21 protein-coding genes are annotated in these 23,332 nt (G+C 61.0%); 8 read left to right on the top strand and 13 right to left on the bottom strand.

All coding sequences use genetic code 11. The features are described 5' to 3' along the window. Positions 1-531: 531 nt before the first annotated feature. The 5 genes from RY113_RS17470 to RY113_RS17450 all read left to right on the top strand — a co-directional run bounded on the left by RY113_RS17470 (position 532) and on the right by RY113_RS17450 (position 6,279). Positions 532-1,824 (top strand): extracellular solute-binding protein, encoded by a 1,293-nt coding sequence (locus RY113_RS17470; RefSeq protein ID WP_315915656.1) that lies wholly within the window; start codon positions 532-534, stop codon positions 1,822-1,824. A 34-nt stretch (positions 1,825-1,858) separates the two neighbouring features. Continuing rightward, positions 1,859-2,839, top strand: a complete 981-nt coding sequence (locus RY113_RS17465) for a carbohydrate ABC transporter permease (protein ID WP_110105987.1) — start codon at positions 1,859-1,861, stop codon at positions 2,837-2,839. 83 nt (positions 2,840-2,922) lie between these two features. Next, entirely contained in the window at positions 2,923-3,747 is an 825-nt protein-coding gene (locus RY113_RS17460) for a carbohydrate ABC transporter permease (protein ID WP_315915679.1), read from the top strand. Positions 3,748-3,802: 55 nt separating this feature from the next. Next, positions 3,803-5,446, top strand: coding sequence for a beta-N-acetylhexosaminidase (locus tag RY113_RS17455; RefSeq protein ID WP_315915655.1), 1,644 nt, complete (start codon positions 3,803-3,805; stop codon positions 5,444-5,446). Further along, on the top strand, positions 5,443-6,279 hold the full coding sequence (locus RY113_RS17450) for an IclR family transcriptional regulator (RefSeq protein ID WP_315915654.1): 837 nt from the start codon (positions 5,443-5,445) through the stop codon (positions 6,277-6,279). Before RY113_RS17455 ends, RY113_RS17450 begins: the two co-directional genes overlap by 4 nt. A 107-nt stretch (positions 6,280-6,386) precedes the next feature. Here RY113_RS17450 and RY113_RS17445 read toward each other — a convergent pair whose 3' ends face one another. The 4 genes from RY113_RS17445 to RY113_RS17430 are packed head-to-tail and all read right to left on the bottom strand — an operon-like array spanning position 6,387 to position 11,522. After that, complete coding sequence (locus RY113_RS17445; RefSeq protein WP_110105984.1) at positions 6,387-7,781, bottom strand: GntP family permease; 1,395 nt, start codon at positions 7,779-7,781, stop codon at positions 6,387-6,389. 25 nt (positions 7,782-7,806) lie between these two features. Beyond that, positions 7,807-8,442, bottom strand: a complete 636-nt coding sequence (locus RY113_RS17440; RefSeq protein ID WP_315915653.1) for a bifunctional 4-hydroxy-2-oxoglutarate aldolase/2-dehydro-3-deoxy-phosphogluconate aldolase — start codon at positions 8,440-8,442, stop codon at positions 7,807-7,809. Further along, positions 8,439-10,082, bottom strand: coding sequence for a D-aminoacylase (locus RY113_RS17435; RefSeq protein ID WP_315915652.1), 1,644 nt, complete (start codon positions 10,080-10,082; stop codon positions 8,439-8,441). The genes RY113_RS17440 and RY113_RS17435 overlap by 4 nt, the downstream gene beginning before the upstream one ends. 3 nt (positions 10,083-10,085) lie before the next feature. Next, on the bottom strand, positions 10,086-11,522 hold the full coding sequence (locus RY113_RS17430; RefSeq protein WP_315915651.1) for an alanine racemase: 1,437 nt from the start codon (positions 11,520-11,522) through the stop codon (positions 10,086-10,088). A 180-nt stretch (positions 11,523-11,702) separates the two neighbouring features. Here RY113_RS17430 and RY113_RS17425 point away from each other — a divergent pair, with 180 nt between their 5' ends. The 3 genes from RY113_RS17425 to RY113_RS17415 are packed head-to-tail and all read left to right on the top strand — an operon-like array spanning position 11,703 to position 13,880. Next, positions 11,703-12,722 (top strand): sugar kinase, encoded by a 1,020-nt coding sequence (locus RY113_RS17425; protein ID WP_315915650.1) that lies wholly within the window; start codon positions 11,703-11,705, stop codon positions 12,720-12,722. After that, positions 12,719-13,483 (top strand): IclR family transcriptional regulator, encoded by a 765-nt coding sequence (locus RY113_RS17420; protein ID WP_110105980.1) that lies wholly within the window; start codon positions 12,719-12,721, stop codon positions 13,481-13,483. Before RY113_RS17425 ends, RY113_RS17420 begins: the two co-directional genes overlap by 4 nt. Continuing rightward, positions 13,476-13,880: a RidA family protein gene (locus tag RY113_RS17415; protein ID WP_315915649.1), complete on the top strand. Its 405-nt coding sequence runs from the start codon at positions 13,476-13,478 to the stop codon at positions 13,878-13,880. The genes RY113_RS17420 and RY113_RS17415 overlap by 8 nt, the downstream gene beginning before the upstream one ends. 61 nt (positions 13,881-13,941) lie before the next feature. Here RY113_RS17415 and xerD read toward each other — a convergent pair whose 3' ends face one another. The 9 genes from xerD to RY113_RS17370 form a co-directional block, all read right to left on the bottom strand. Beyond that, positions 13,942-14,946: a site-specific tyrosine recombinase XerD gene (xerD, locus tag RY113_RS17410; protein ID WP_396334261.1), complete on the bottom strand. Its 1,005-nt coding sequence runs from the start codon at positions 14,944-14,946 to the stop codon at positions 13,942-13,944. Further along, entirely contained in the window at positions 14,913-15,611 is a 699-nt protein-coding gene (locus RY113_RS17405; protein ID WP_315915647.1) for an NUDIX hydrolase, read from the bottom strand. The genes xerD and RY113_RS17405 overlap by 34 nt, the downstream gene beginning before the upstream one ends. Then, positions 15,612-17,318 carry a CTP synthase gene (locus RY113_RS17400; RefSeq protein WP_110105977.1) on the bottom strand — a complete coding sequence of 569 codons (1,707 nt, stop codon included), beginning with the start codon at positions 17,316-17,318 and terminating at the stop codon, positions 15,612-15,614. 60 nt (positions 17,319-17,378) lie between these two features. Then, positions 17,379-19,106, bottom strand: coding sequence for a DNA repair protein RecN (gene recN / locus RY113_RS17395; RefSeq protein ID WP_315915646.1), 1,728 nt, complete (start codon positions 19,104-19,106; stop codon positions 17,379-17,381). Continuing rightward, a complete protein-coding gene (locus RY113_RS17390; protein ID WP_110105975.1) occupies positions 19,103-20,179 on the bottom strand; it encodes an NAD kinase in 1,077 nt (358 codons plus the stop codon). Before RY113_RS17390 ends, recN begins: the two co-directional genes overlap by 4 nt. Positions 20,180-20,254: 75 nt before the next feature. After that, a complete protein-coding gene (locus RY113_RS17385) occupies positions 20,255-21,061 on the bottom strand; it encodes a TlyA family RNA methyltransferase (RefSeq protein WP_315915645.1) in 807 nt (268 codons plus the stop codon). Continuing rightward, positions 21,058-21,282 carry a hypothetical protein gene (locus RY113_RS17380; protein WP_315915644.1) on the bottom strand — a complete coding sequence of 75 codons (225 nt, stop codon included), beginning with the start codon at positions 21,280-21,282 and terminating at the stop codon, positions 21,058-21,060. Before RY113_RS17380 ends, RY113_RS17385 begins: the two co-directional genes overlap by 4 nt. Further along, a complete protein-coding gene (locus tag RY113_RS17375) occupies positions 21,279-22,289 on the bottom strand; it encodes an HAD-IIA family hydrolase (protein ID WP_315915643.1) in 1,011 nt (336 codons plus the stop codon). The genes RY113_RS17380 and RY113_RS17375 overlap by 4 nt, the downstream gene beginning before the upstream one ends. Then, the coding region (locus RY113_RS17370) for a tetratricopeptide repeat protein (RefSeq protein WP_396334260.1) at positions 22,279-23,332 on the bottom strand (1,054 nt) is incomplete at its 5' end. The genes RY113_RS17375 and RY113_RS17370, both read right to left, overlap by 11 nt.

Here is a 23,332-nt window from a genome sequence, read left to right as displayed (position 1 = left end):
ACGCGGGCGGAGCACCCAGCCGCAGTGCCCAGTCAAAGTGCCCGCTAGGTAGGCGCCGGTCCGCCGTGCCGGTCAGCCCCATTCCGGACATGCACAAGGTGCACGCGCTATGCGGTACCCGATTTTGCCTTACAAAACGCACTCCGGCGGTAGTCCAGCGAGGACAAACACCTTCCAGCCCTGCCAGAAGAGTCCAACCACGGCCGTGATGACACATTTTCACATCCGGCAGCGAGTGGAGGAAACTCCCCGACGGCAGAAAATTACGCAGATTTTGGCGGAATCTTTCACAATAGTCCCCCACTGTGGAAATATGCAGCAGCTCACAGTCAGTAAATATGAAACACATTTTCATTGTGTGGCGAGCAGCACAAACAATCTGCAAAAACCAACCGGTGAAGCTTAGTTTTGCATAGCGAAACTTTTGATCTTTGGGCTTCATTCGCGCACCGGCACTCTCCTATGGTCATCTCATGCTCACTGCAGTTCCTGCAGTCATCACCGCACCCCACCAAAAACCATGGAGACACCGTGAAATTCACCCGTACCCTCGCCGTGGCCGCATTGGCCGCCATGGCATTGACCAGTTGCGCTCCTCCCACCTCGGAGAATGCTGCTTCATCCCAGGATGAGGCCACCGGCACCCTGCGTGTTTGGCTGTTCTCGGAAGTGAACCAGGACCCCAAGTCAAAGGTGGTCGATGACACCATTGCCGCCTTCGAGGGCAAACACAAGAACGTCACAGTAGATGTCCAGTACATCCCTGTTGACACCCGCGCCGAGAAGTTCAAAGCCGCCTTCAACGACCCTTCCAGCGCACCCGACGTGGCCGAATTCGGCAACACCGACCTGGCCAGCTACGTCACAGCAGGTGGCCTCTCCGACATGACTGCGGACATTGAAGCATGGGATGAAGGCAAGGATCTGGACCCCAAGGTCCTTGAAACAACCGCCATTGACGGCAAGAACTACGGTGTGCCGTGGTTCGTGGGCGTCCGGGCCCTGTACTACCGCACAGACCTGCTCAAGGAGGCCGGCGTCGAAGTTCCCAAGACCCTGGCCGAGATTGAGACGGCAGCTCGCGCCATCCGCACCAAAAACCCTGACACACTCGGCATCTCTGTCGGTGGCGCCTCACAGTTCTCAGCCATGCCGTACTTGTGGGCCCATGGTGGCAGCATTGCTGCCGATAACGGGGGAACGTTCACTTCCGGTCTGGACTCCGCAGAGTCCCGTGCAGGCATCACGGCCTATACGAACCTGGTCAAGGACGATATTTGCCCGCCCAAGACCTGCGCAGAATTTGGTGGCAACGCCAGCGTCCAGCAGTTCATTGCCGGCAAGGCTGCCATGACGATTGGTGGCGACTTCAATTACAAGGCCGTTGCTGAAAGTGAATTCAAGGACAAGTTCGCAGTAGTTCCCGTTCCTGGCCTCACCGCCGGCTCCATTGCCCCGGCCTTCGCAGGTGGCAACAACCTGGGCGTGTTCAAGAGCTCCAAGCGCCATACCCTGGCGGCTGACTTTGTGAAGGAGCTGGCCAGCAAGAAGAACCAGCAGGCCATGTTCGATGCGATGGGTAACCTGCCAACATTTAGCGACGTACAGAAGAGCGTGGCAGAGGACAACGCCTACGTGGCCCCTTTCATTGACACGATCGCTGCCGGAACCAACTTCGTGCCAATCACAGACACCTGGTCAACTATTGACGCCAAGGGCATCTTCACCGGCATGTACCAGCAGATTGTCACTGGGAAGGCCGACGTCGAGACGGCGAGCGCAGATGCCGCTGCCGCCATGAACAAGATCTTCGAAGCCAAGTAGTAGTGCCCACCACCTTCCAGACAGGCTGTTTTTGATGTCCACTCAATTTCCCGTCACCGCTGCGCCTTCCCTGCAGGACGAGAAACCCACTGCCCCGCTGATGCGCAAGAAGCGCGTCAGCGGGGCATCCCGGGTTGAACACTGGCTGTATTTGGCTCCAGCTCTCATTGTCCTGATAGCCCTCCTGGGCTATCCGCTGTACCAGCTCATCAACATGTCCCTGTACGACTACCGACAGGCCCAGGTCAGTGGCAGCGCCCCGCTCGTGTTCACTGGTCTGGAAAACTACCGAATCCTCATGGGCGATCCTGAGTTTTGGACCGTCCTGCGCGACACCGTCATCTTCGCCAGTGCCTGCGTGGTGCTGACGCTTCTAGTGGGCGGCGCCCTGGCAGTGTTCGCCTCCCGCCTGCGCCCCTGGGTGCGGACAGTTCTCTTTGCCGTGTCCTTGGGCGCATGGGCAACACCCGCCGTGACAGGCAGTGCCGTGTGGCTGTTCCTCTTTGACTCCACCCAGGGCCTGATCAACAAGGTACTGATAGGTGTTGGCCTGTCCGGGTTCAACGACTTCTCCTGGACCTATGAGAAGTGGACGGCCTTTGGCTTGGTGGCCAGCGAAGTAGTGTGGTGTTCTTTCCCCTTTGTCATGGTGACCCTCTATGCCGGAATCCAGGCTGTGCCCACGGAAACCATCGAGGCTGCCAGGCTCGACGGCGCCTCCCTCCCCCGTATTTTCTACTCGATCATGTTGCCCATGCTGCGCCCCATTGTCATCATCATCACCATCCAGTCCATCATCTGGAACTTCAAGGTCTTCTCCCAGATCTACGTCATGACAAACGGCGGCGGCATTGCGGGGCAAAACATGGTTTTGAACGTGTACTCCTATCAACAGGCCTTCGCCGCCAGCCTCTACGGACTGGGCTCGGCCATTGGGGTCATCATGACACTGATCCTGCTCGTCGTGACCCTCGTTTATCTGCGCCTGCTCAAAAGGAACGGTGAAGTACTGTGACCACACTCGAAACCAGCATCAAGGCTCCCATCGCGGCCCCCGCCAGGCAACGCACTCCGAGCACCAAGAAGCCACCGAAGAACATCGGGGTGAACCTGATTGGCGTCATCATTGCCGCGGTCGTCGCGTTCCCGCTGTATTGGATGGTTCTATCAGCGCTAAAACCCAAAACCGCGCTCGACGCCGGTGACTCCACTCCATGGACGCTGACCCCGTCGCTTGACTCGTTCGCCCGGGTGCTCAGTGTGAACAATTTCGGCCAGTACTTCATGAACTCCCTGATTGTGGCACTGAGCGTGGTGGTGCTCTCCACTGCGCTGGCATTTCTGGCGGCTGTGGCGCTGACCCGGTACAACTTTAAAATGCGCACCAAGCTGCTCATCATCATCCTGGTTGCGCAGATGGTGCCCATCGAGGCTCTGACCATCCCGTTGTTTTTCCTGTTCAAGGGCTTCGGCGACGCGATCCCGGCCATCGGGCTGAACCATTTGGGCTCCTTGATCCTTGTCCACATGGGTTTCTCCATCCCCTTCGCCATCTGGATGCTGCGCGGCTTTGTTGCTGCTGTCCCGATCGAGTTGGAAGAGGCTGCCAAGCTCGACGGCGCCAGCAGCTTCCGCTTTGTCCGCTCAGTCTTGTTCCCCCTCGTCGCCCCCGGCGTAGTGGCCTGTTCTGTGTTTTCCTTTATCTCCACGTGGAATGATTTCCTGTTCGCAAAGACGTTCATCATCTCGGCCCAGGAAAACTCCACGATGCCCATGGCTCTGTTGACGTTTTTCAAACCAGATCAAAACGATTGGGGTGCCATCATGGCCGGCTCGGTCATCATGACCATTCCTGTCCTGATTTTCTTCATCGCTGTCCAACGCAAATTGGTGTCAGGGCTCGCCGGCGCAGTCAAGGGCTAACCTTGCAGCAGGCAGACATGTAAACCACCCTTTTGCACTTTACGAAGGATTTTCCTTGACATCCCATCTCTTGGTCCCCCGTCCATGGTCAGTGATTGCCGAACCCTCCGGAGAGGTCTTGGAGCTGAACTCTGGCACTTCCTTGGCCTCCTGCCCGCAACTTGCCGGTGCCAGGCGGTGGTTGGCCCGCGCACTGGGCGCCGCAACCGGCTGGGATCTGCCTGCGGCCTCGGCCAGCGGTGCAACCATCACCTTCGCCTATGACAGCTCTCTTGCGCCGGAAGAGTATTCGCTCAGCATTGAGCGTTCCGTGCAGATTTCTGCTTCCTCTGAGGCCGGGGCTTTTTATGCTGCACAGACCCTCTTGCAGTTACTGGGCACCAGCGCCTTCCGGCAAGCTTCCGTAGCCCCTGCCGGCGGCTGGCAGTTGCCAGCGGTGACCATCACTGACAAGCCGCGGTTTGGCTATCGTGGCGTGATGCTGGATGTGGCCCGCCACTTCCAGCCCAAGGATGATGTGCTTCGGTTCATTGAAGTGGCCGCAATGCACAAACTCAACGTTCTGCACCTGCACCTCACGGATGATCAAGGGTGGCGTATTCATATCAATCGCTACCCGAAACTGACGGAGGTGGGTGCGTGGCGGCGCGAATCATCTCTGGGTGCGTGGCGTGCCGGGGTTTTTGACGGCCAACCGCACGGCGGTTTCTACTCCCAGGATGATCTGCGGGAGATTGTGGCTTTCGCAGCCGAACGCAATATCACGGTCATTCCGGAAATTGATGTTCCCGGGCACAGCCAGGCCGCCATTGCCGCCTACCCGGATTTGGGGCCGGCCGGTGCGGCACTGGAGGTGTGGACGCGGTGGGGCATCAACACTACGGTCCTTGAGCCCACGGACTTTGCCATCACCTTCTACCGCCATGTCCTCGAAGAGGTTGCGGAGATCTTCCCCTCCCCCTGGATTAGCCTGGGCGGGGACGAGGTGCCAAGTGATCAGTGGGAATCTAGCGCGTTCGCCCGCCAGCGCGCTGCCGAACTCGGTCTGGGCTCCGTAGCGGAACTGCACGGCTGGTTCATTGGCCAGCTAGCTGCGCATCTGCACACCTTGGGGCGCAAATGTGCAGCATGGGATGAGGTGGGCGACTTTGGCCTGCCAGAAGGCACTTTGGTGCATTCCTGGCGCGGATACCAAGGCGGGCTGGATGCCTTGGCCGGTGGCCATGACGTGGTCATGTGCCCGGAACACAAGCTTTACCTTGATCACCGGCAGGCCGACGGCGACGGCGAACCTGTCCCGGTGGGCTTCGTTACTTCGCTGGAAGCCGTGTACGGATTTGAGCCGATGCCTGACACGGCAGGACGGGACTACCCGGGCCGTCTTTTGGGGGCGCAAGCCAACATTTGGACCGAACACCTGCCCACTGCCCGTCATGTGGACTACGCAGCATACCCACGGTTGAGTGCCATAGCCGAGGTGTTCTGGTCCAATCCCGATCACCGTGACTTCAGTGACTTCCGGCACCGGCTGGAGTCCAGCCACCTGGACCGGCTGGCAGCCATGGGAGTGGCGTTCCGTCCTTTGGACGGCCCCCACCCGTGGCAACAGCGCCCCGGGATAGCCGGCTGGAAGCGCGACTACGAGCAGGAACTCCGTGCGAGCCATGCTGCCGTTGGCGTGGAAGGTATAACATCATGACTGCCGTGGACGCTGCGGGAACAGCGGCAACTGGCGGCACAGTAGGCGAGAAACGCAATGACTCTTCTTCACTGCGTAAGGCTCTGTTGCTGCTAGCGGTTGTCTCGGACCACCCCTCTCCGGAGGGCCTGGCTTTGGCAGAGTTGGCGGAACTCTCCGGCGTCAACAAGAGCACCGTGCTGCGCCTTGCCGCGCCGCTCATGGAAAAGAACCTCATTGAGCGGGACAGGGTGAGCGGTAGGTTCCGGCTGGGTTTTGGCAGTTTGCGGTTGGGCCAGTCTTATCTTGACTCCCTGGATCTGCGCAGCGCCGCGAATGAAGAACTACGTGCCCTCATGCGCATGACGGCGAACACCGTCCACCTGGTGGTTCTCTCAGGCCATGACGTGGTCTATCTGGACAAGGTTGAAGACCAGGCCACAGTGCGCATGGCTTCCCGGATTGGAGCCTCAATGCCCGCCTATTGCACGGCCGTGGGCAAGGCTATTTTGGCGTACAGCCCGGAGGAAGTTGTGGCCCCCATCCTTTCGGTACCGCTGGCAGCCATCACCTCGAAAACCATCACAGATCCGGAACTGCTCCGGCTTGAACTGAGCTCGGTGCGGCGCCGCGGGTACTCCATTGATGACCGTGAAAACGAGCCCGAGGTCCGGTGCGTGGCCGCGCCCATTTTCAACCACGATGACATGGTTGTTGCTGCCCTGAGCGTGTCCTCACTGACTTCACGCATGACCCCCGCCAAGGTGCGGGAGGTGGGTCCCATGGCTGCACAGGCGGGATTGCAGATCTCCGTCAAGCTCGGCTCACGCAAGGCCGCAGCAATGCTGCACTGAAATAAGCGTGGCCCTCTGGCCAATACACCTGAACAAGTGCGTGAACGCGAAGGCTCCCGGACACACAATGTGTCCGGGAGCCTTCGCGTTCAGTATTCTGTGTTCTGTTAGACGAACTGCCAGAGCAGTGCAGCCATACCGAAGCCAACTACGGACAGGACCGTTTCCAGCACCGTCCAGGTTTTCAGGGTGTCCTTGACGGACATGTTGAAGTACTTGGAGATGATCCAGAAACCGCCGTCGTTCACGTGGCTGGCAATGACTGACCCGGAGGCGATGGCCATGACCAGCAGCGCCAGTTGCGGCTGTGAATACCCGGCTGCAAGGACGCTGGGGGCCAAGATGCCGCCCGTGGTCACAATGGCAACGGTGGCCGAACCTTGAGCGATCCGCATGCCGGCCGCTATGACGAAGGCAGAGAGCAGCAACGGCAACCCGGCAGTGGCAAGAGAATCCGCAACGGCGGTGCCCACACCTGTTGCTCCCAGCACGGCACCAAAGAATGCGCCGGCGCCCACAACGAGCAGGATCATGCCAACAGGGCGCAAGGAGTTGGAGGTCAGCTCGGCCAACTCTTCGCGGCTCATGCCACGCCGGGTGCCCAGCAACCACATGGCCAGCAGCACGGCAATGGTCAAGGCGATGGCCGGGTTTCCCACGAACTGCAGGGCGGTGCGCAATCCGCCGTCGGGCACGAAGATGTTCCCGAACGTGCCACCGAGAATCAGGAGCATGGGCATGCCGATGGCGAGCAGTACGGTGCCAAGGGCAGGTTCACCTATCCGCTTTGCCTCATCGGATTCATCAATGACGCGGTCTTCGGGGACGTTGACCATGACGCGCTTGCCAATCCAGCTTCCCCAGAGGATTCCGGAGGCAAACCATGCGGGGATACCGCAGGCCAGGCCCATGATGATGAGCCAGCCCAAGTCCACATGGAACAGACCGGCTGCGGCTACCGGGCCGGGGTGCGGCGGCAGGAATGCATGCGTGACGGACAGTCCCGCGAGCAGAGGCAGGGCGTACAGCACAAGTGACTTCCCGCCCCTAACCGCTGCAACGTACACCAGAGGCGCCAGTACAAAGATGCCAATGTCGAAGAAGACCGGGATGCCCAACACAAAGCCGGTGACACCCATGGCAAGGGGGGTGCCCTTTTCGCCAAAGAGTTTTACCAGTCGGCCCATGAGGACCTCGGCGCCGCCGGAGCGTTCCAGGATGGCGCCCAGCACTGTGCCCAAACCAATGATGACAGTGATGTGACCGAGAATCCCGGCGAAACCCTTCTCAATGATGGCGTCACTGCTCTTGGTGGCTGAGCCCACCAGATCCTGCACGGAAACTCCGCCGGCCAGAGCCACGAGGACGCCCACCACCAGCAGAGCAATGAAGGGTTCGAGTTTGACCTTGATGATCAGGATGAGCAGGACGGCAATGCCCACGGCAGCAAGAAGCAACAGCCCCGCCGTGTCGTGGTGGAGCCAGTTGATGAAACTTGTCATATGAAATTATCCAAAGAATAGTTGATTAGGAAAGGATTGCGGTGAAGGCGCCGGCGCGGGCTGTGATCTCTGTCCATGTGCCGGCGGCTACGACGGCAGGCGGCACCACGGCCGTGCCGCAGCAGACGGCAAGTGCCCCGGCGTCGAGGAAGTTCTTGGCATTGGCTGAATTGATGCCGCCTGAGGGCAGTAGCTTGATGCCGGGGAAAGGGCCCTGCAGGTCCTTCAGGTATGACGGGCCCATGGCGCTGGCGGGAAAGATCTTCACGACGGCGGAGCCTAGGTCCAGCGCCATGGCCACCTCGGTGGGGGTCATAGCCCCCATGGCGAAGGGGATGCCAGCAGCGACGGCCACTTGGGCCACCTCGGGCCGGAGCCCCGGGGTGACCAGGAATTGCGCGCCAGCGTCAATTGCAGCCTTGGCCTGCTCGGCCGTCAAGACTGTGCCCACGCCGACGACGGCGCCGTGTTGGGAGGCAGTTCCGGCCGCACGCGTAAGGTGCTGGAGCAGGTTCGGGGTTGTGTATGTCAGTTCGACGCTGTTGATGCCGCCAGCCACGAGGGCATGGCAGAGTTCGGCGGCATCGGCAATTTTGGGGGCACGGACCACAGCGAGGGTGCGGTCATCTTCGAGCCGGGCAATGAATTCGGTGGCGTTCATGGTGTGGGGCGGGTTCCTTCTGGAGTGCGGCGCAGTGCCCGGCCGGCGAGGGCGCCGGTGGGTGTGCCCGCTTCGATGGCGGCAATGCCGTTGACAAAGACGTAGTGGATGCCCGCAGCGGGCTGCCGCGGGTTTTGAAATGTTGCTGTGGCATTGATGGTTTTTGGGTCAAAAAGGACTAGATCGGCGGCGTACCCCTCACGGATCAAGCCGCGGTCCACAAGTTTCAGCCGTGCTGCGGGGCGCCCTGTGAGGTGATGGAGCATTTCCTCAAGGCTGAGCAGTCCCAGCTCCCGGCTGTAGTGGCCAAGGAAGCGCGGGAACGTGCCCCAGGCCCGCGGGTGCGGTTTCGCCCCGACAAGGATGCCGTCACTGCCGCCGCAGTGAGTACGGTGAACCATGATGTCCCGGACGTTTTCCTCGTGCCCTACATGCTGCAGGATGCCGGTTGCCATGCTGTCCTGCAGCAAGATCCGCACAAAGGTGTCAAAGGGGTCTTCCCCCATCTCCGCAGCAATTTGTTCAATGGTTTTACCTACGCAAGCATCCAGCTCAGGATTTTTGACTCCTGAAATTTCCAGGGTTCCCCATTCCGCAACCACCCCATGGCAACCGTCCGAACCGTAGATTTCCACGTTCTCGCGGATGCGGGCCAGTGTGTGCGCATCACGCAGCCGCGCCATAGTCGCCTCGGTCCCGCCGGCGGACGCCCAGCTGGGCAGGATAGCCGAGAGGGTTGTGGCTCCGGGAAGGTAGGGGTACGTGTCCAAGGTAATGTCCACGCCCTCGTCCAAGGCTCGGTCGATGAGCCCGAGAAGTTCGGGGGCACGGCCCTTGTTGGGGGCGAAGTTCATGGTGGCGTGGGAGAGGTGCAGGGCGCAGCCGGTTGTGCGGCTGAGCTCGATCATTTCGCCGTAAGCCTCGAGCGCGCCCTTGCCGTAGGAGCGGTGGTGCGGGGCGTAGAAACCACCAAAATCCGCCACAGTGGAGCACAGATGTGCCAACTCCTGCGTGGTTGCGTACATTCCGGGCGTGTAGGTCAGCCCGGAGGACATGCCTACGGCGCCTTCCTCCATGGCGGTGCGGATGATCCCTTGCTGGGCTGCCACCTCTTCCGGGGTTGCTGCACCGTCGTGGAAGCCGCGAACCATGGCCCTGACAGTGCCCTGTGGGACAAGGTAGGCGGCGTTCGTGGCAATGCCTTGATCGAGCCGGTCCAGGTACTCCCCCACTGTGCGCCACGAGAAATCAAAGTCTTCCGGGTTGTCATTCCAGCCGGCAATCTTCGCCCGCACACCTGTGAGGGTGGCGTCGTCAATGGGTGCGTAGGAGAGCCCGTCCTGGCCCAGCAGCTCGGTGGTGACGCCTTGGCTGAGCTTGGCATAGTGGCCCGGTGCCAGGAAAAGTTGCAGGTCCGAATGGGCATGCATGTCAATGAATCCGGGGCTCAAGACAAGGCCAGTGGCATCGATAACGCCCGCTTGGCCGGCATGGCTACCCGGTGCGGCTATCTGGTGGATCGCACCATTTTCAAGCACCACGTCTGCCAGAAACCCATGCGCCCCGCTCCCGTCCACGACAGTGGCATTGCTGATGATGGTCCGCTCGGCAGTGCTGGCCTGGTTGTTGTTGATATCCATGGCTTAGAAGAAGGTGTGGATGAGATCCACGAGCTGGTAGCCGTTGGAATTTGCTGCCTCTGGGTGCGCGGTCTCTGGGTGCGCCGTGTTAGCCAGGACGGGGATCAGTGTCCACTTGTCGAAGGCCGTGCAGGGGTGGGAGAGGCCCAGACGGACCACGTCGCCAAGGGCGACGGTGGTTGTGGCGGGGTCAAAACGCAGGAAGCAGTGCTGGTCGTTGACGGCGCTGATGGAGGCTCCGTGCAGGGTTTCCAGGGGCCCGCCCAGGGTAGTGCCGAGCATTTGTGGCTCCGGCAGTCCTTCGTCAACAGGCAGGTCGCGCTTGCCGGCGTCAAGGATGGCAAGGCCGGGTTCAGGCTGGGAGACAACCCGCGCCCACGCGTGCATGGCCGAAGCAAAGGGGGCCTGTCCGGCTGCTGCTTCTCCGCCGCGAGCGAAGGGTGAAATGCCCCTGTAGAAGCCGTCGTCGTGGACCATGTAGGCGCCACTGCGGATAATGACATCAATCTGGGGGCTGCTATCTGTTGCCTCGGCACGGCAGGAGCCCAGCACGTTCACCACGTCGTCAAAGTATGCGCTGCCGCCTGCCGTGACAATGAGCTCGGCACCGGGAGCGTATAGCCCCTCGGCCAGCAGCTGCTCATGCAGCTCCTTCACACCCGAAAGGTAGCCGCCCACAGTGGCGAGGTCTCCGACGTCGGCCGTGTGTGCGAGGGAGCCCTCGTAGCCGCCCACGCCAACCAGGCGCAGGTGGGTGGCGGCGCGGATGGCACGGGCAATCTCAAGTGCCCCGGCAATGCTGCGCACACCTGTGCGCCCGCCTGCCCCACCAAGCTCAACGATGACATCCAGTACGGCGCCGGGGCTACCGGCCAGGACGCCTTCCTGCAACGCCACGGTCTGCAGGGAGTCAACCCATGAGACCACAGAGAAATCGGGCCCCTGTGCCCCGGCTAGCCAGGTGATGGCTTGGGGATCCGTCAGGGAGTTGGCGAGCATGACCCGGCGCAGGCCAAACTCATGGCCCACGCGCAGCTGGGACGCGTTGGCCAACGTGATCCCCCAGGCACCGCTTTCGAGCTGGTTCCGCCACATTTGCGGGGCCATGGTGGTCTTGCCGTGCGGGGCAATCAGCACACCCTTTTGCGCACACCAGCGAGCCATGTGGGCTACGTTGGCTGCCATGGCTGCTGCGTCAAGTGTCAGCAAGGGAGTCTGCAGCTCGGCGAGGGAGACTCCGGAGGCCACGTAGTCGCCCGCGCTGCGGCCGTGCGCGGCGGCAGGCAGGGCCTTGTAGCACCACCCCAGTTCCCGCGCACCCAGGGCATCCACCAGTTCGTCGTTGATGCCTGAGGTGTTCGCGCCTGGTGCGCTAGTGCCTGAAATGTTCGTGCCGTCCGATGACGGTGCGTTGCTGCCCATTGTCAATAGTCCCTTCACAGGCCAACCCTGTGGCCTGGTTGCGTATTCTGCAACGCTAGTTGCAAACTCACCACGAACATGTCTAACATGGTCAGGATTCGCCAGTCAAGGCGGCCATGAGATTCGGGCCACAATATGTGCCGGGCATTGCCCTAACCCGGCGAACCATCCCACCCAAGAGAGAAAGTGCACCAGTTCATGCCATCAGTTGTATGCCTCGGAGAGACGATGGCGATGCTCACCCCCACTGGCAACGTGCCACTGGCCGAAGCCACGGAGCTTTATTACGGAGTGGGCGGCGCTGAGTCGAATGTGGCCATGGGACTGGCCGCCATGGGTGTTGAGGCACACTGGGTTGGCCGGACCGGCCGCGACGGTTTTGGCATTCGCATCTTGGCCGAGCTCGCCTCCCACGGAGTGGGTGTCAGCGGGGTGGAAATGGATGAGGAACTGCCCACCGGCCTTTATGTGAAAGTTCCGGCGGCGCTGAATTCCGCGACAGCAGAAAGCTCGGTGCTGTATTACCGCCAAGGCTCGGCCGCCTCCGCCATGAGTCCGGCCATGTTGACCAACCCGGCCGTATCGTCCCTGCTGGAAGCGGCCGGCCTGATCCACCTCAGTGGCATCACTGCGGCCCTCTCCCCCGGCTGCCGCCAGATGCTCACTGCCGTCCTCACCGCACCGCGCCACGGCCGCTTGGTATCCTTCGACGTCAACTGGCGCGAGGCACTGTGGCGCCGCACGGACAAGGCGGTGCTGCGCACCCTGGCCAACCAGTCCGACGTCGTGCTTGTTGGTACGGATGAGGCCCTGCCCGCCTTCGGCACCAATGACGAGGCGCAGCTCAGGGCCCTGTTGCCGGACACGGCGGTGATTGTGCTCAAGAATGCTGCCAGCTCCGCCATTGCACTCATGCGCGACGGCGGACGGGTGGAAGTGCCGTCGTTGAACGTCACGGTGCTGGAACCTGTTGGTGCCGGTGACGCCTTTGCGGCCGGTTACCTCAGCGGTATGCTCAGCGGCCTGGACCAACGCTCCTCGCTGCGGCGTGGGCATCTCAGCGCGGCCTGCACCCTCACCGTCCCCGGCGACCGCGGCCCGCTACCGGAGGCAGAGGTACTGGAGCGCATCCTGGCCTGCTCGGAAGCGGACTGGGCGGGCACCCATGTGGCGCCGGGGCGGATCGACTCCCCCGCACTATCAGGGGGACTGGCATGAGCCAGAGCCTAATCCGGGCCCTTGGCCTGCTCACCCAACTAGCCAATGGGCCAGCCACGCTCGATGAGCTGGCCACGAACGCCGACGTCCACAAGACAACCGTCATGCGCCTGCTGCACTCCCTTGAGAGTGAGCATTTTTTGGTCCGCAACCGGGCCGGTGAATTCCAGCTGGGACGCAAGCTCTTCGAATTGTCTGCCAAGGCCCTTGAGGAGCGCGACATTCGCCTGGCGGCCCGCCCACACCTGGCCGCCATCAACCAGACCACAGGCCACACCATTCACTTGGCTCAGTTGGAAGGGGCCGAAGTGGTGTACGTCGACAAGTACGAATCCCACCACCCGGTGCGCATGTACTCACGGATCGGGCTGACGGCGGCCCTCCATTCAGCAGCCGTGGCGAAGGTGATTTTGGCCGATATGCCGCGCCAGCAACAAGAACAGATTGCCGCCGGACTGGACTACGTACAGATGACCGAGAACACGCTGACCAGCCCGGAAGCACTACTGACAGAACTTGAGCTGGTCCGTGAACAAGGCTGGGCACATGATAAGTCCGAGCACGAGTCCTTTGTCCACTGCATTGCTGCGCCCATCCGAGACGCCTCCGGGCGGGTGGTGGCGGCAGCGTCAATCTCCGTGCCCGTAGTTCTGCTCAGCTATGAAGATCTCCTGAAATTGTTGCCACCACTAATAACCGCAACCGAGGCCGTTTCGAAAGACCTGGGCTGGGTTCCACCGAAAGGAACACTCCATGAGTGAAAAAACAGTAGTACTGACCACCAACGCGCCGGCACCTGCTTACGTCTTCTCGCAAGGTGTGAAGAAGGGCAATATGTTCCAGGTCTCAGGGCAGGGGCCCATGGACCCTGTTGCCAATGAGTACATTGGTGCAGGGGATGTGAAGGTGCAGACCCGCCGCACGCTGGAAAATGTGAAGGCCATTCTGGCGGCCGGCGGCTCTTCCGTGGAGGACGTCATCATGTTCCGTGTCTACCTGACAAAGCGTGAGGACTTCCCCGCCATGAACGAGGTTTACGGCGATTTCATCAAGGAAAATGTGCCCAGCGGCGCACTGCCCTCACGCACCACTGTCTTCGTGGACCTGCCGCACGAGGTCATGCTGGTGGAAATCGATGCCTTGGCCGTCACGGCGTAGCAACGTTACCTCGGGAGACTTTTAGCGAGATTTTCAGCAGCCCATTCGCGCGCGCCAGCCTTTAGCCTAGCGCGCGTGGATGCGCTGCAGCGTACACTTCACGCAGCGTCTCCGCCGTGACCAAGGTGTACACCTGGGTGGTGGTTACAGAGGCGTGCCCTAGCAGCTCCTGGACCACCCGGACGTCAGCGCCACCTTCAAGCAGGTGCGTGGCAAAGGAATGACGCAAGGTGTGGGGTGAGACCTCACCTTCGATCTGGGCCTTTTCTGCCACTGTTTTCAAGATGGTCCACACGCTTTGGCGGCTGATTCGTCCGCCCCGGGCGTTCAGGAAAAGCGCAGGAGTCCCCAGGCCCTTAGCCACTAGGGCGGGCCGCCCCCGGACCAAATATGCCTCCAGCGCCCGCAGAGCGTAAGAGCCAAGCGGGACTATCCGCTCCTTGGAACCCTTGCCAAAGAGCCGGACCAGGGAAGGCCCTGCATCAGATTCCGTGGGCAGCACAAGATCATCCACATCCAACCCCACAGCTTCGCTGATGCGGGCTCCCGTGGAGTATAAAAATTCCAGCATGGCCGCATCCCGCAAGCCGGCAGGAGTCTCCGACCCGGCAGCTTCCAAAATGCGGGTGACACTGTGCACGCTAATAGCTTTGGGAAGGCGGCGCCCGGCCTGGGGCGGGTGGACATCAGCGGCCGGGTCGGCTGTGCTGATGCCTTCGAGAGCCCAAAACTTGTGCAGGCCACGCACCGAAACCACGGTGCGGGCCACTGAGCGCAGACCAAGGGCTGATCCGCCGTCGGCTCCGTCTGATAAACCTTGGGAAAATTCACTGATGTGCCGCCGGGTGATTTGTTCCACCTGGTCCACGCCAGCCGCTGTCAGGAAAAGTCCGTAGCGGCGAAGATCGCGCTCATAGGCTTGGAGCGTATTGGCAGCCAGGCCCCGCTCCACACTCACGTGCAGTAAATAGTCCTTGATGTGCCGGTCTACCGCTGACGGACGCGCCGGCCCGTCAGCAGGTGCAGTGGCACTCACTGACCGCGCTGGGCCGGATGTTCCGGCCACGGCGCATGGGCATCACGCAGCTGGCTAAAACCGCCGGCGCTAGCCTGTGCTGCCGCCAAAATTCCGACGACGGCGGACGGGTTGTGGATGCGTCCGGACAGGACTGCTTCAACCGCTTCCGCTAAGTCAACCCACCGGAATGCAATCTCGGCTTCCTCATCCGTGCGTACATGGCGTTGATCCTGCGGCACGGGACTAAGATCCCGGGCCAGATAAATCCTGATGGCCTCGCTGGAGGATCCGGGTGAGTTGAAAAAGTCAGTCAGGACGTGCCACTGCGCTGCTACAAGATCGGCTTCCTCAGCCAATTCCCGGGCAGCCCCAACAACAAAGTCCTCACCCTGAACATCCAGGAGTCCTGCTGGGATTTCCCAGAGAACCATGTGCACCGGGTGGCGGTACTGGCTCAATAACAGGACCTGATTTTCTTCATTGAGCACCACAACTGCCACGGCGCCGGGGTGGGCAATATAGTCCCGTGTCAGCGGCTCCGAGTCCGGCGTGAGACTGAAGGTATCTGAGACAACATCCCAGATTCTTCCCTGGTACACCGTCGAGGAGGACCGCAAGGTGCGGGTGCTAAATTTATCCGCAACGGGCCCCGAGCCGTCCTCCTGTTCAGGAGTTGAACCCGGCCCTGCCAGCGGTGTACCAGGGTCTCTCATCTAGCCCTCCAGCAACCGTGTGGCGTTCTGGCGCTCCAGGGCCGCCGCTACCAGTCCGGCAAAGAGCGGGTGCGGGCGGGTGGGCCGGGAGCTCAGTTCCGGATGTGCCTGGGTGGAGACGTAGTACGGGTGAACCTCGCGAGGCAATTCTACGTATTCAACAAGCTTGCCATCCGGTGACGTTCCAGAGAAGACAAGACCAGCAGCTGCAATCTGCTCACGGTATTTGTTATTGACCTCGTAGCGGTGGCGGTGACGTTCTGCAACATCAGTGGTGCCGTATGTTTGGGCTACAACAGAACCTTCCGTGAGCACCGCCGGGTAGAGTCCCAAGCGCATGGTGCCGCCAAGATCTCCCTTGCCGTCCACGATGTCCTGCTGCTCTTCCATGGTGGCAATGACCGGGTACTTCGGGTCCTCGTCAAACTCGGAGGAGGAAGCCCCTTCGAGTCCCACAACGTTGCGTGCGTACTCAATCACCATTGACTGCAGCCCCAGGCAAAGGCCCAAGGTGGGGATCAGGTTTTCGCGGGCAAACTTCAAAGCGCCCAGCTTGCCTTCCAAACCGCGGATGCCGAACCCACCCGGGACGCAGATGGCGTCAACATCTGCCAGGGCCGTGCGGGCACCGGCCTCGGTGGCGCAGTAATCGGAGGGGACCCAGCGGATCTTGACCTTGGTGGCGTTGGCGAAACCGCCGGCACGCAGCGCCTCAGTCACGGACAGGTAGGCGTCAGGCAAATCGATGTACTTGCCCACCAGGGCAATCTCAATGTGGTGTGCGGGGTTGTTCACTACTTCGAGCAGCTTGTCCCACTTGGTCCAGTCAACGTCCTTGAAGGGCAAGTCCAGGGCGCGAACAATGTAGGAGTCAAGTCCCTGCTCGTGCAAGGTCTTGGGGATCTGGTAAATACTGGAAGCATCCGGGCAGCCAATGACGGCTTCCACATCCACGTCACAGGCACGGCCAATTTTGGCATGCATGGCGTCGGGCAGGATACGGTCTGACCGCAAGATGATGGCGTCAGGCTGGATACCTAGGGAGCGCAGCGCAGCAACTGAGTGCTGGGTGGGCTTGGTCTTGAGTTCCTGCGACGGGCCAATGTAAGGCACCAGTGAGACGTGGGCGAAGAACACGTTGTTACGGCCCACGTCCTGGCGCACCTGGCGTGCGGACTCCAAGAACGGCTGAGACTCAATGTCTCCCACCGTGCCGCCGATTTCGGTGATGATCACATCAGGTGCGTTCTCCCCTTCGGATGGCAGGCGCATGCGGCGCTTGATCTCATCAGTGATGTGCGGGATGACCTGCACCGTGTCACCTAAGTACTCGCCGCGGCGTTCCTTGGCAATAACGGTGGAGTACACCTGTCCTGTTGTGACGTTGGCAGAACCTTCAAGATTTTCATCAAGGAAGCGCTCGTAATGGCCAATGTCCAAGTCCGTTTCGGCGCCGTCGTCAGTGACGAAGACTTCACCGTGCTGGAAGGGATTCATTGTGCCTGGATCCACATTGAGGTAGGGATCGAGCTTCTGCATTGTTACCGAGAGGCCGCGTGCGCGCAGGAGGTGACCGAGGCTAGAAGCCGTCAGTCCCTTCCCGAGCGAGGAAGCGACTCCGCCGGTGACGAAGATATGTTTGGTCGTCTTGGACTGACCACTGAACCGGGAATTTGATCGTTGCACCACGGGATTTGAGCCTATCATCTAATGAACCAATAAACGTTCGCGAACGGTACACAATTTCTGTGCACCCACCCCTTATTTTTACTTTGCTACCCTTGCGGCCTGTGCCAACAGTTCCTTGGCATGGGCCTGTGCCGTGGCGGAATCTTCCTGTCCTGCCAGCATACGGGCCAGCTCAACCACCCGTTCCTCATAGCTGAGAATCTTCACATTGCTGGTGGTAATCCCTGTTGAGTTTTTGCTCACAGAGCTCTTGGTCACCAACACGTGATGGTCCGCAAACGCGGCCACTTGGGGCAGATGCGTCACCACCAGAACCTGCACGTGCTCGGCGAGCATGGCAAGCCTGCGGCCAATTTCCACCGCAGCTTTGCCACCCACCCCCGAGTCAACTTCGTCAAACACAAAAGTGGGAACGGGGTCTACGGCCGCCAACACCACTTCCAGCGCCAGCATCACTCGGGAAAGTTCACCACCGGAGGCCCCCTTACCCAGGGGGCGCGGCAGAGCCCCGGCATGAGGTGCCAAGAGGAAGGCGATGTCATCCTCGCCGTGGATACTCCGTTCGGCACCAGTAATCTCAATGACCAGCCTGGCATCGGGCATGGCGAGAGCCTTCAGCTCGGCACTGACAGCCTTGGCAAGCTTCGCCCCAGCCTTGTGCCGTAACGCGCTCACCTCCCCCGCCAACACGCCCAGTTCGGCCAGCGCAGCCACTTCCTCGGCTTCCAGCGTTTCAATCCGGCCAGAATCATCGCTGAGCTCGCTCAGGCGCAGCCGTGCAGCATCTGCCCATTCAATGACTTCATCAATGCTGGGAGCATACTTGCGCACCAGAACGGCCAACTCCCCGCGGCGGTCCTCCACCTCGGCCAGCCGGCCAGGGCCCTCCGTGTCCAGGTTCGTGGCATAGCTGGCAAGGTCCCGGGCAATATCGGCCAATAAAAAGCCCACTTCGGAGAGACGCTTAGTGGTTTGCACCAGTTCTTCATCCGCGTCAGCTACCGCTTCCACCTGCCGTTTGGCACTGTCCACGAGGGTGATGGCATCCAACCCGTCACCGTAGTCAGCAGCACTGAGCGCCTCATGAGCGCCGAGAGTAGCTTTGCGCAGTTCCTCCACGTTGCCCAGCTTCACGGCCTGTGCCTTGAGGATTTCATCTTCCGCCGGAAGCGGTTCAACGGCATCAATCTCGGCCAGTGCGGTGGTCAAGGAGTCGGCTTCGCGCAGACGTTCCCGGCTCGCGGAACGCAGTTCCTGCAGTTGGACCTGGACGGCCCGCCACCGCTCAAAAACACTCTTGTAACTGCGCAGCTTTCCGGTAAAGCCCTTGTTGGCCTCCGCCGCATACTTATCCAGGGCAACACGTTGAGCTGAGGGATTCTTGAGTCTGATCTGATCCGACTGCCCGTGCACGGCAACTAAGGTCTCCCCTATTTCGCTGAGGACACCAATGGGGGCGCTGCGTCCGCCCACATGGGCGCGGCTGCGTCCATCCGCACTGACGGTGCGGGCCAGAATCAGCTCGGCACCGCCGTCGAACTCGTCAAGGTCCGCGCCGGCCTCCACAGCCCGTAGCAGGGCCGGATGCCCCGCTGGCAGGGTCACAGTTGCCTCCGCGGAGGCCGTTTTGGCTCCTGTGCGCACGGCCCCGGCATCCGCGCGGTTTCCCAACAAGAGCCCGACGGCGGTCACCACCATGGTCTTTCCGGCCCCGGTTTCACCACTGACCACACTGAGCCCAGGTCCCAGCGGCAGGGTGGATTCGGAGATGACACCCAAGTCCCGGATCCGGATTTCTTCGATCATGCGTTGTCCTGCCCGTAGTATCCCGTGGTTCCTGAATAGCTCTCTGTGTGGGTCACAATGGTCAGGTCCGGGGGCTGGGGAATCTGCCCGGCCGGGTGCCCCTCAAGAGGACTCTTGGGCTTGGGCGTTCTGATGATGGGTAATTGTGTGGTGGGTACCGAAGACTCCTCCACGGAGGGCCCGCGCCAGCCCTGGACAGGGAGCTCAAACTTGCGCACCAGGCGTTCGGAAAAGGTGGATTGCTGGGTTCGGGCCAACTTCACCGGTTTCGCCGAGCGGGTGACCTCAATGCGTGCCCCTGGCAGGAGTTCCACGGTGCGCCGGCCATCACACCAAATGACCCCATGCGCGCCGTTGCGGCTCAAAACTTCCACGGCCAGTGTGGAGGTGGGAGCCACCACGAGTGGTTTTGCAAACAAGGCGTGGGCGCTGATGGGGACCATGAGCAGGGCTTCCACGGTGGGCCAAACAACAGGTCCCCCGGCGGAGAAAGCATAGGCCGTGGACCCTGTGGGGGTGGCCATGACCACGCCGTCGCAACCGAAGGAGGTCAGCGGACGTCCATCAACTTCGGTAACAACTTCAATCATGCGTTCCCGGTTGCCCTTTTCCAGAGCCACCTCGTTCAACGCCCAGGTATGAGCCATGACCTTGCCGGCCACCCTGACAATAACGTCCAGGCACATGCGTTCCTCCACGGAATACCTGCGTTGAACAACAGCGGAGACCGTCTGAATGAGCTCTTCTCGCTCACTCTCCGCCAAGAAACCCACATGGCCCAGGTTGACCCCGAGCAAGGGGACATCATAATCCCGGACGATCTCGGCGGCGCGCAAAATGGTTCCGTCCCCACCCAACACCATGACAAGTTCAATCTCGGCGAGCGTGACATCCCTGTCAAGGATTTCCATGTTGACGCTGGAAACACCCAAGTAACCTGTCATATCGGCAAGTTCATCGCCGTACATGACGGGAACAATGTTGTTGGCATGTAGTTCCACGCACGCCTCAAGGGCTGCAAGCATCGACTCTTCACGGCCCGTATGGGCCAGAATCAAGACGCGCCGAGTCATGTGCTGTTTCCTCATCCTCGTGTAGCTGTTCTGGTGGGGCTGTTGTGCCCGTTTTTCCAAACGCCCAGTGAGGGCTCAGGGCCAGAGTAGCGACAATAACGTCTCCACGGAGCGGTCCTGTTCTTCGATCTTAGGTGCAGGCGCCGACACAAGACGGCTGGCCAGTAGGAAATACTCAATATTTCCATCTTGCCCGGGCAGCGGACTCACCCCAATGCCCTCCAAAAGTAGCCCACTGGCCACCGCAGCGGAGGCAACCAGGGCCACGGCCCGGCGTCGTTCATTCTCACTACTCACCACGCCTGTCCGGGCCAGCCGGTCCTTACCAACCTCAAATTGTGGCTTGACCATTAAGACTAATTGCCCGCCCACCTTGGTTGAGAGCGTCAAGGGCGCCATGACAAGGGTCAGGGAAATGAAGGAAAGATCGCAGACCGTGAGATCTGCTGGACCGCCAATGTCTTCCGGGAGCATGTAGCGGATGTTTAGCCCCTCGTGGACGGCCACCCGAGTATCATTGCGCAGCGAATCCACCAATTGTCCGTGCCCCACATCCACGGCGGCCACGGTGGCGGCACCCCGGCGTAGGAGCACATCGGTGAAGCCACCGGTGGACGCTCCGGCATCCAGGCAGCGCTTGCCGGCAATGGACACATCAGGGAAATACGCCAAAGCACCGGCCAGTTTGTGTCCGGCCCTGGAGACGTAGTCCTCTTCCGTTCCTGGCAGCACCATAATGTCACTGTGCTCATCCACACTCAGCGCAGACTTGCGGACCGTGGCGCCGCCCACCTGCACGCGCCCGGCCTTGATGAGCGTTGCCGCCACGGTGCGTGAGCGCGCAAGCCCGCGGTTAACGAGTTCTTGATCCAGCCTGGTCATGGTAGCTCCCGGTTCTTACTGGGAGTGCCGGCCGGCGCAGTTGCGGGATCGGCATCCAGTTCGCGTTCCAGCCCCTCAATGACGGCCGAATACACCGCTTTGTGCTCACCGGCGGAGAGCTGGCTTGTTGATGCAGCCAGGTCCACGAGGGCGTCCACGGACGGATCTCCAGTGGGCACGGTCACGCGCTCAGTGGTGGGCTCAGTTACGGGCTCAATCATGGGAGTTCCACGCACCAGTCAAGGAACGGATCAGTGGACTGTGCAGCCTCAGGAACGGCCCGCCACCATGCAGCACAGGCAACACGCCAAGCATTGAGATCGTCGGCACGCCCAGCAATCTGCACGCCTTGGCGCCCGCTTTGATCCACAACTACGCGTGCGGAAGCAGCACCACAGGTGAGTGTGCCGGCGTGGAATGTCACCTCCGGATAGGGGGCATATAGCCCACCCAAGTCCGCAATGATGAAGTGCGGGCGTTCCGCAGAACGGGCCCGCAGCGCCGAGTCCCCTGAATCAACACCGGTAAGGACCAGCGCCGTGGCCATACCGGCGTTGTTACCGCCGAGAATATCCGTGTCCAGCCTGTCGCCCACAACCAGCGGAGCCAGCACCTGCAGCCGGCTCGCCGCAGTATGAAACAAGGGCGCCTCAGGCTTTCCTGCAACTAACGGATCATGCCCGACGGCGGCCCGAACCGCTGCGACCAAGGTCCCGTTCCCCGGGGCAATGCCACGCTCACGAGGAATGGTCATGTCGGTATTGGTAGCAATCCACACAGCACCTGCGTTGATGGCGTAGGTAGCTTCGGCCAGATCTGCCCAGCCAAGGGACGGGTCAAAGCCCTGAATAACCACCTCGGGTGCCTCATGAGCACTGGCAACAACACTCATTCCTAAGGCTTGAACTTCTTGGGCCAGAGCCGTGCTGCCAGTGACCAGAACCTTGGTGCCAGCCGGGAATTTTTTGGCCAGAAGGGCCGCTCCAGCTTGGGCTGAACTGACCACCTGGCCGTCCTCGGCAGGAGCTCCAAGCTCACGCAAATGCGCGGCAACCTGCGCTGGCGTACGTGAAGCGTTATTCGTTACGTACGCCAGCTTGACGTTGCGGGCCGCAAGGCCATTCAGAGCCTCAATGGCCCCGGGAATGGCGGCTGGACCGGCGTAAACCACGCCATCCAGATCCGCCAATACCGCATCAAAATCAGTCAGCAAGATATTAGTGCTCACTGCTGGGATTATCTGATTCCTCGCCTTCAGCAGCGCTGAACTCATCTTCTTCTACACTGTCAGCGTCTGATTCAGCATCATCGGATTCGAAGTAGGAGGACTCGGCGTCATCGGTATCGACCTCGTCCTGGCTCCCATCCTCTGAGGTGAGTTCGGCGCTTTGTACCTTGGCGTCGTCGTCCATGACCGGCGCGGTGGCCGGTTCCATGACATCAGCAACACGAACGCGCGGCGATTCCAACGGGATGTCCTCATCGTCGCCCAGATCAATGATGAGCTGGTCAAATCCCTCGTCCACACCCAGTGCTTCCTCAGCAACAAGTGCCTGGCGCTCCCAGGTCTTGGCTTCATCCTTACGATCGACTGCGCGCAGCACCATGCCGTAGGCACGGAACAGGCGGGGGCTGAAGGAGAAGGCGCGGTTGATATCCAACTGCGGGATTTCCAGGGCTGAGAGGGCTGCTTCCATTTCGCCAAGGTCGCCGCGGGCACCGGATTCAACAATGGCCAGTTCTACCTTGCCAGCAGTGTCCAACGTTTGTGCGTCCTCGGACTGGATGAGGTCAATAGCTTTGTCGGGTCGGCCCAGACCGCGTTCACAGTCAGCCATGAGCGGCAAGTGGACGTTGGAACCGCTGATGCGGCGGAAGGTGCGCAATTCACGCAGGGCTTCCCCGTACTTGCCTGCCGCGTAGGCTGTCATGGCAACAGCTTCACGGACACAGGCCAGACGGCCACCGCGACGGCTTGCAGCCAGCGCGTGCTCGAAAGCCAGCTCAGGAACAAAATCGATCAAACGCCCGGCCATGACCAAGTGCTTGGATACCCACTCGTTGTTGCGCTCGTCGAGGATCCGAAGCTGGGCGCGGGTTACCTTGTCCAGTTCCTGGCCTGTCACATCCGGATCAATCTCCGGTGAACGGTCGCGGTCCGGGCGGTTGGAACTGCGCAGGTCCGCTGCGTTGCGTTCCGGTGCTACGCGGGGACCGCGGTCTTCCCGATCGCTATGCGGACGGGCACTGCTGGTGCGGTCACTGCTGGGA

The organism is Arthrobacter sp. lap29 (assembly GCF_032458965.1).
GTDB classification, from domain to species: domain Bacteria; phylum Actinomycetota; class Actinomycetes; order Actinomycetales; family Micrococcaceae; genus Specibacter; species Specibacter psychrochitiniphilus.
The sequence above is the reverse complement of the archived record's forward strand: the minus strand, read 5'-3'. Positions and strand labels throughout refer to the sequence as shown.